The organism is Butyrivibrio sp. Su6, from assembly GCF_900108105.1.
Lineage (GTDB): Bacteria > Bacillota > Clostridia > Lachnospirales > Lachnospiraceae > Butyrivibrio.
In genome coordinates, this window is sequence record NZ_FNUR01000017.1 from 25,598 (window position 1) to 32,426 (window position 6,829).

Annotated in this window: 4 protein-coding genes and 1 pseudogene; 1 reads left to right on the forward strand and 4 read right to left on the reverse strand. The window is 40.6% G+C overall.

Features of this window, described 5'->3' with window-relative positions:
- Positions 1-61 precede the first annotated feature (61 nt).
- Both C4S54_RS14855 and C4S54_RS14860 read right to left on the reverse strand, forming a co-directional pair.
- Entirely contained in the window at positions 62-2,371 is a 2,310-nt protein-coding gene (locus tag C4S54_RS14855; protein WP_200821083.1) for a glycogen/starch/alpha-glucan phosphorylase, read from the reverse strand.
- A 105-nt stretch (positions 2,372-2,476) separates the two neighbouring features.
- The gene (locus tag C4S54_RS14860; RefSeq protein ID WP_022774342.1) at positions 2,477-3,466 is read right to left on the reverse strand and encodes a LacI family DNA-binding transcriptional regulator; all 990 of its coding nucleotides are present in this window, start codon (positions 3,464-3,466) and stop codon (positions 2,477-2,479) included.
- 243 nt (positions 3,467-3,709) lie between these two features.
- Here C4S54_RS14860 and C4S54_RS14865 point away from each other — a divergent pair, with 243 nt between their 5' ends.
- The gene (locus C4S54_RS14865) at positions 3,710-4,561 is read left to right on the forward strand and encodes a hypothetical protein (RefSeq protein ID WP_103870191.1); all 852 of its coding nucleotides are present in this window, start codon (positions 3,710-3,712) and stop codon (positions 4,559-4,561) included.
- 79 nt (positions 4,562-4,640) lie between these two features.
- Here the strand turns inward: C4S54_RS14865 and C4S54_RS14870 are convergent, their stop codons facing one another.
- Together C4S54_RS14870 and C4S54_RS14875 are read right to left on the reverse strand one after the other, a co-directional pair.
- Positions 4,641-5,396 carry an SDR family NAD(P)-dependent oxidoreductase gene (locus C4S54_RS14870; RefSeq protein WP_103870192.1) on the reverse strand — a complete coding sequence of 252 codons (756 nt, stop codon included), beginning with the start codon at positions 5,394-5,396 and terminating at the stop codon, positions 4,641-4,643.
- 152 nt (positions 5,397-5,548) lie between these two features.
- Positions 5,549-6,829 (reverse strand): annotated as a pseudogene (locus C4S54_RS14875) (hypothetical protein); the annotation flags it as partial.

Genomic DNA, 6,829 nt, shown 5'->3' on the forward strand with positions numbered 1-6,829 from the left:
CTCTTTCATTAAGGAAACGTGGGTGTTTTATGTTAAGTGCAAGCCTTTTATTTTAGTAAGATCAGTCGAGATGCCAGATGTCTCTGTTGTATTCAGCGATTGTTCTGTCTGATGAGAAATATCCGGCCTTAGCTATATTGGTAAGCATCATCTTTTTCCACTTATCGCGGTTCTCGTAATCAGCAAAGATCTCATCTTTCTTGGCAATATAGCTCTCAAGGTCAATAAGTGTCATGAACCAGTCCTTGTTAAGAAGCTCCTTGTAAAGTCTTTCAAGGTTCTCTTTATGTCCAACCTTGAGGCACTCTTTACTTACGATGAAATCTACAGCTTCCTTTATAACAGGGCTCTTTTTATAGTAATCCTTTGAAACGTAATCAGCCTTCTTGTAATGCTTTATAACTTCATCAGCGCTGATACCAAAGATATAGATATTGTCGTCACCAACAAGCTCATGGATCTCAACATTGGCTCCGTCATCAGTTCCAAGAGTAACTGCTCCGTTAAGCATGAACTTCATGTTACTTGTTCCTGAAGCCTCTTTTGATGCAAGAGAGATCTGCTCTGAAACATCGCAGGCAGGAATAAGCTTTTCAGCATAGCTTACGTTGTAGTTTTCTACCATGACAACCTTCATATACTTATTTACATCAGGATCATTGTTGATGATCTCCTGAAGCACAAGTAAAAGGTGAATAATGTCTTTTGCAATAACATATGCAGGTGCAGCCTTAGCGCCAAATATAAATGTAAGCGGTCTTACAGGCTTCTTGCCACCCTTTATTTCGAGATATTTATGGATGATATAAAGAGCATTCATCTGCTGTCTCTTATACTCATGGAGTCTCTTTACCTGAATATCAAAGATTGAACCAGGATCAACTTCAACATTCTCATGCTCCTTGAGATAAGAAGCAAGCTCTTTCTTTTTATCCATCTTAATCTCTTCAAGTTTATCAAGAACTTCCGGATTGTCAATGTGCTCTAGAAGCTTTTCAAGTTTATTTGCATCCTTCTTAAAGCCATCTCCGATAGTCTCTGAAAGGAAATCAGCAAGTGGATGGTTACATGAAAGAAGCCATCTGCGGAATGTGATACCATTTGTCTTGTTGTTAAACTTCTCAGGATAGATCTTGTAGAAGTCATTGAGCTCGCTGTCCTTAAGAATGTCTGTGTGGATAGCAGCAACACCATTTATTGAGAAACCATAGTGGATATCAATAAATGCCATGTGCACTTTTTTATCCTTGTCAATGATCTGAACCTTAGGGTTCTTGTACTGAGCTCTGATTCTCTTATCAAGTTCTTTTATATAAGGAACGAGCTGTGGAACTACCTTCTCAAGATATTCAAGTGGCCATGTTTCAAGAGCCTCTGCAAGGATAGTGTGGTTTGTATATGCACATGTCTTGCTGACTACGTTGATAGCTTCGTCAATATTAAATGCCTTTTCCTCAACAAGAATTCTGATAAGCTCAGGAATGATCATTGTTGGGTGAGTATCATTGATCTGAATTACTGCATGTTTGTGAAGCTCATGAAGATCGTACTGACGCTCCTTCTGCTCACGAAGGATAAGCTGTGCAGCGTTTGATACAAGGAAATACTCCTGATAAATTCTAAGGAGATTTCCTGCCTCATCAGAGTCATCAGGATAAAGGAAAAGAGTAAGGTTCTTATCAATCTTAGTCTTATCGAAGTCAATTCCTTTTTTAACAAGGCTCTCGTCGACTGATTCAATATCAAAAAGACGAAGCTTGTTTACTCCTGTGTCGTAACCAACAACGTTCATGTTGTAAAGGCGTGAAACCACTTTCTTATCACCAAAAGCTACCTCGAAAGTAGTATCTGTCTTTTCAAGCCAGGAATTTTCCTCTATCCAGTCATTCTTTTCAGCACACTGGAGATGATCCTTAAATACCTGTTTGAAAAGTCCGAAGTGATAGTTAAGACCAATTCCCTCACCTGCAAGACCTAATGTTGCAATAGAATCAAGGAAGCAGGCAGCAAGTCTTCCAAGTCCGCCATTTCCAAGTGATGGCTCTGGCTCGCACTCTTCAACTTTAGAAAGGTCCTTGCCATTCTTTTCAAGAATAGCCTTAACCCTGTCATATACTCTGAGGTTAATAAGATTGTTTGAAAGAAGCTTACCAATAAGGAACTCCATAGAGATGTAGTAAACTTTCTTTTCTCCGTTATAAACTTCAGCCACATCCATAAGGCGTGAAGACATCTCTAAAAGAATGTAGTAAGTCTCCTGGTCTGTACACTCCTTAATTGTCTTGCCGAATTTCTCATCAGCAATTCCCTCAAGCTGCTCCTCGAGGTTGAGTACAAGTACGTCGCGTTGCATGTTTGTGTGCTTGGACATTTTTCTTTCTCCTCTCGTTAATAAACCGTGTTTACGGAAAACGTTTTCTTTATCTTTTATGTGTTAAGGTTATCATAGGAAAACGTTTTCTGCAAGTATTATTTTTTATGCAATAATATCCTCGTACTTTATTCGTACCAGTTCATGCTTTATTGTGACTTTTCGCCCGGTCTCGCCTGACATCAATCGGTTCAGTTCTAAGATTGCCTCTTCAGATATTTTTGAAAAATCCTGCTTAACAGTATTCATCTGTTTTCCCACATATCCCATAAGGATGATTCCGTCAAATCCACAAACCGGTCTGAATATATCCATATCAATAAGGGCCTTCATTGCCCCAATTGCCATCATATCCGAAGCACACACTACGCAGTCAGCATTTTTAGCAAAGCGCATTGTGAGCTCTCTTGCCTTTAGTTCGGAAAACTGCCCATTTCTCACAGTGAGTTTCAGGTTCTTTTCTTCACACAGTTTCTTTATTCCTAAAAGTCTGTCCTTAGTGACATAACCGGTGTCTTCACCTGCCAGGTATAATACCTTTTTGCATTTGTTCTCGGTAATAGTCTTTTTAGCAACATCGTACTGAGCCTTTGCATGATCAACGCTGACTGAAGAGGTTGAATCATTGACCATGGGCGCATCAACCACAACCATTTTGAAATGTCCACTATCTATGAGCTTATGAATAACCTTATCCTTTGTGGTCATGCCATATACAATGATTCCTCTTATTCCCTGGGATTCGAAGTAACTTGTAACCTCTTCGACAGTCATATCCTCTATCATTGAAGCAAACACAGTGATAACATCCAGCTGCAGCTCTTTTGCCTTATGAACTGCACCGGAAATATACCGCATATTGATCTCATCGCTTGCCTGCGTACTTAAATTCAGTTTTATCAAAAGTGCCACTCTTCCTGTTTTTTTGGAAGACAATGATACTGCCACTGCATTAGGCACAAATCCCAATCTGTCAACGACTTCATTGACCTTGTTTTTGGTCTTCTCACTGACATTGGGATAATTATTCAAAACTTTTGAAACTGTTGAGATAGCCACTCCGGCTTCTTTTGCAACATCTTTTATCGATACCATTTTTCCCCGCCTGAAATGTAATGTTTATTCTTTCTATTTCCTGATACCACAAAATATCACGCATTAAGGAAATCGTTTTCCATGCCAATTAATCATAGCTTTTTAGCACTTGTTTGTCCATTAAAAAAGCATAAAATTGCTAATACATTTTCAATTACTCCCCATCATTTCCACCAGAAAAGTTGACATAATGTAAAATGATACATAAAATTTTATTGTATTGTTTCATTCAGGGGGAGATTTATGAAAATCAAATGTGATTATTGTGGAAACACATACGAAGACACCCAGGAAAAATGCCCTTCCTGCGGTGCTCCCAATCCTTCTCATCAAAATTCCGGAAAACCTAAGACAATTGAAGAATTAAAGGAATGGTATAAAAACAGGAATCTTCCTTCCTATGAAGTTACAAGGTTTTTTATCGGTGAAGATCACAAGGGGCCCAAGGCCTTTGGAATCTATAAGGATGAGAACGGCGATTTTATTGTTTATAAAAACAAAGCTGATGGTGAACGCGCTATCAGATACCAGGGCAAAGATGAAGAGTATGCTGTCAACGAGCTCTATCAGAGATTAAAAGATGAGATTGTACATCAAAAACAGCTAAACAGCAACAAAAGAAAAGGTGTAGTTAGCTCAGCGTCTTCAAAAGGCTTTGGTAACAAAAATTCAGGCAGTAAATTAGCTCAGCTGGGTAACAAAATCTGGATAATTGCAGTTATCGTAATTCTCATCAATTCGTTTCTGGTAACTCCATTCAAAAACAGGCACAATGGCTATTATCAATATGATTCAAATGTCCTGTACAATTATCAGGGCGATTGGTATTACTGGGACTACACAGATTGGGAACCTCTTGAACAACTTGCAGGCCCGGATGTTGCAAGAGAAGTTTCAAAAGAGCTTGAATCTGATTATGATGAATACTATCTTTCAGAAAAGTGGAACAGCTCATATTCCTTTGATAACTGGGACAATTCTTCATATTATGAAGAATACCACTCAAAGGACACATCAGATTACAACTCAGATTATGACTGGGATTCTAATGACAGTTGGGATTCAGGAGGAACAGACTGGGATTCAGACTGGTAATACTTTTGGTGAACAATAAAAAGAGGATTTCTGCAAAAGCTATGTGCTTAAGCAAGAATCCTCTTTTTTATTTTTTCTTTTACTGCAGAACAAATCCACCATTTGGTGATAATACCTGACCTGTCACATATGGCGCGGTAAGCAGGTATTCCATAGCACCCGCAATGTCCGAAACGTCACCTATGAATCCCTGAGGAATCGTTGCTGCAAGTGCATTAAGTTCATCCTGATTTACTCCCCTTAGCATATCAGTCATTATCATACCGGGAGCAATGGCATTAACTCTCACGCCTCTTCCTGCAAATTCAAGAGCAAGAGCTCTGGTAAGTCCTATAATACCTGACTTGGAAGCACAGTAATCTGCCTGATTGATAACACCCGTAAGTCCTCCAACTGAAGATGTGTTCACAATACAGCACTGATTATCCTTGCTACTGTGATTTATCATATGTGGAAGCACCAGATGTGTCATGTGCAGAAAACTCATAAGATTTGTATTGATGACATTTTCATATTGTTCTCTTTTTATATCGATCCAATTACAATTGTTAGTAATTCCTGCATTATTGATCAAAACATCAATATTATCACCGAATTTTTCTACAGTTGCCTTTACCAGATTTTCACAGTCATCATATTTACTAACATCAGCCTTTACTACCAATGAATCAACGCCATAATCCTTTTTAATATTGTCTGCGATATTGTCTGACAAAGCTTTAGAAGACTCACTTCTGTAATTAATTACGACATTGTACCCCAGTTCACCAAGCTTAAGAGACATAGCTTCGCCGATTCCTCTAGACCCACCTGTTATAATCGCTGTTTTTGACATTTCTTCATCCTCCTGTAATGTTGTAGTTTTGCTACCATTGCAACAATAGAAAAAGAGCAATCCCTGAATTTCGTTCACGAATTACTCTTTTATCATAACACAACATCCTTCAATTCTCTAATTAAAAAGGCTTCACGTTTCCATAATTATTATCACTTAGATACCGTTTTTCTGCCCTTATGACGTGTCATGCAAACAGATCCGCCTGTTCTAATAGTTTCCTTCACGAAGGCATTCATAATATCGGCATAAACTGTCTTTCCATCCTTGTCAAAAGATGACTCCAATGCATCAAATTCATTGCCTTCATAAACAATTGACATGGCACTTCCATCCGACATCTTCATAACCATAGTAGTCATGCTGCCTGCTTTAACTGTAAAATACTCATAATCTTCTGAGTCAAGGAAAGCTTCTATATCTTCTACGGCACCTTCCATCGCATCCGCCGCTGCCGCCATATCCATTTCCGCAGGAACCTGATCTTCTGTATCAGAAACATCGATGTTCACTGATTCTTCTCCCGAAGCCATCATTGCAGCTGCCACAGGGTCAATGTCCATAGGTGCCTCTGCAGGCATCTCAGCTGGAGCTTCCTCCATTGGTTTATCATCCATCGCTGGCATATCCATAGGCATCTCTGCTACTGGTGCTTCTTCTATTGGCATCTCTGCTACCGGTGCTTCTTCAACAGGAGCTTCTCCTGCAGATGCTCCTTCCATTGCTGCCATCATTGCCATCATATCTGTATCTGGCGCTGCCTCTTCTGCCGCCGGCATGTCCATAGGCACTTCTTCTGCCGGCATCTCTACTGGCATCTCGGCTGGTGCTTCCTCTGTCAGAGTTTCTTCAACCGGTGCTTCTGCTGCGGCCGCAGCTGCAGCTGCATCCGCCATCATTGCCGCCATAACAGGATCTATATCATCTGGATTTATGTCCATTACTGGTGTTTCAACCGGAGCTTCTTCAACCTGAGGCTCTGTCACTGGAACTTCCTCTGCTACTGGTGCTTCTTCTGTTGGTATCTCTGGCGGAATTTCATCAATATTTGGCGCTGCTTCAGCAGGCATCTCACCCATGGCTGCCATCGCTGCTGCCATTGCATCGGCCTCTGCCATTTCAGCTGGGCTAGCCTCTACAGCTTCTTCTGTCGGTACCTCGGCAGGAGCTTCTCCTGAAGCCATTGCAGCCATCATTGCATCAACTTCTGAAGCATTTTCAGCAGCTGCCATCGCCGCCATCATTGCTTCTACATCCTGTGCAGGCGATGTCGCCTCTGTAGGTGCTTCTTCTACTGCCGGCATTTCCGTTGGCATCTCTACTGGTGCTTCCTCTACAGGCATGTCCACTGGCATCTCTATTGGTGCTTCTGCTGCTGTGGCTTCCTCTGCTGTTGCTCCTTCCATTGCTGCCATCATTCCCATCATATCTGT

Bases quoted from the DNA above. Each gene is read 5' to 3' on its own strand.
- C4S54_RS14870 (WP_103870192.1), bottom strand. From the start codon at position 5,396: ATGTCAAAAACAGCGATTATAACAGGTGGGTCTAGAGGAATCGGCGAA.
- C4S54_RS14865 (WP_103870191.1), top strand. From the start codon at position 3,710: ATGAAAATCAAATGTGATTATTGTGGAAACACATACGAAGACACCCAG.
- C4S54_RS14855 (WP_200821083.1), bottom strand. From the start codon at position 2,371: ATGTCCAAGCACACAAACATGCAACGCGACGTACTTGTACTCAACCTC.
- C4S54_RS14860 (WP_022774342.1), bottom strand. From the start codon at position 3,466: ATGGTATCGATAAAAGATGTTGCAAAAGAAGCCGGAGTGGCTATCTCA.